This window comes from Actinocorallia lasiicapitis (genome assembly GCF_054778695.1).
Genome location: NZ_BAAGZI010000938.1, coordinates 1 through 521, shown reverse-complemented (window position 1 = coordinate 521; position 521 = coordinate 1). Strand labels below are relative to the sequence as shown.

Genomic DNA, 521 nt, shown 5'->3' with positions numbered 1-521 from the left:
GGGGATCTGCGGCGCGGTGCTGCCGGGATGCGAGTGCGCCTCGGTGCCGCTGGACGAGCGGGCCGCCGGGCTGCTGATGCGCGCCCTGCACCAGGCGGGCCGGCCGGGCGAAGCGCTCCAGGTGTACACGGATTTCCGGCGCCGGTACGTCGCCGAGCTGGGGCTGGAGCCGGGGCCCGCGCTCCGTGAGACGCACCGGCGGGTCCTCGGCGATGATCAGCGGACCGTCGTCGCCCAGCTTCCGGGGGCGCTGGCCGACTTCACCGGACGGCCGGAGCCCCTGTCGTCCGTGACGCGGGCCCTGACGGGCCCGGCGGCCGGGACGTCACGGGTCGTGGTCGTCACCGGGCCCGGCGGAACCGGGAAGACGACGCTCGCCGTCCGCGCCGCACACGCCGTCAAAGCCGACTTTCCCGACGGGCAGCTCTACGCCGATCTGCACGGATGGGGCGGCACGCCCGCCGACCCCGCCGAAACCCTGGCGGCCTTCCTGCGGGCGCTCGGCGTGGCCGGTCCCGCGA

The 521-nt window shown here is 76.6% G+C and carries 1 protein-coding gene; it reads left to right on the top strand.

Going from position 1 to position 521, the window contains the following annotated elements; genetic code table 11:
* On the top strand, positions 1-521 hold a 521-nt coding region (locus ACYVE7_RS35590), incomplete at both ends, for an AfsR/SARP family transcriptional regulator (RefSeq protein WP_460371125.1).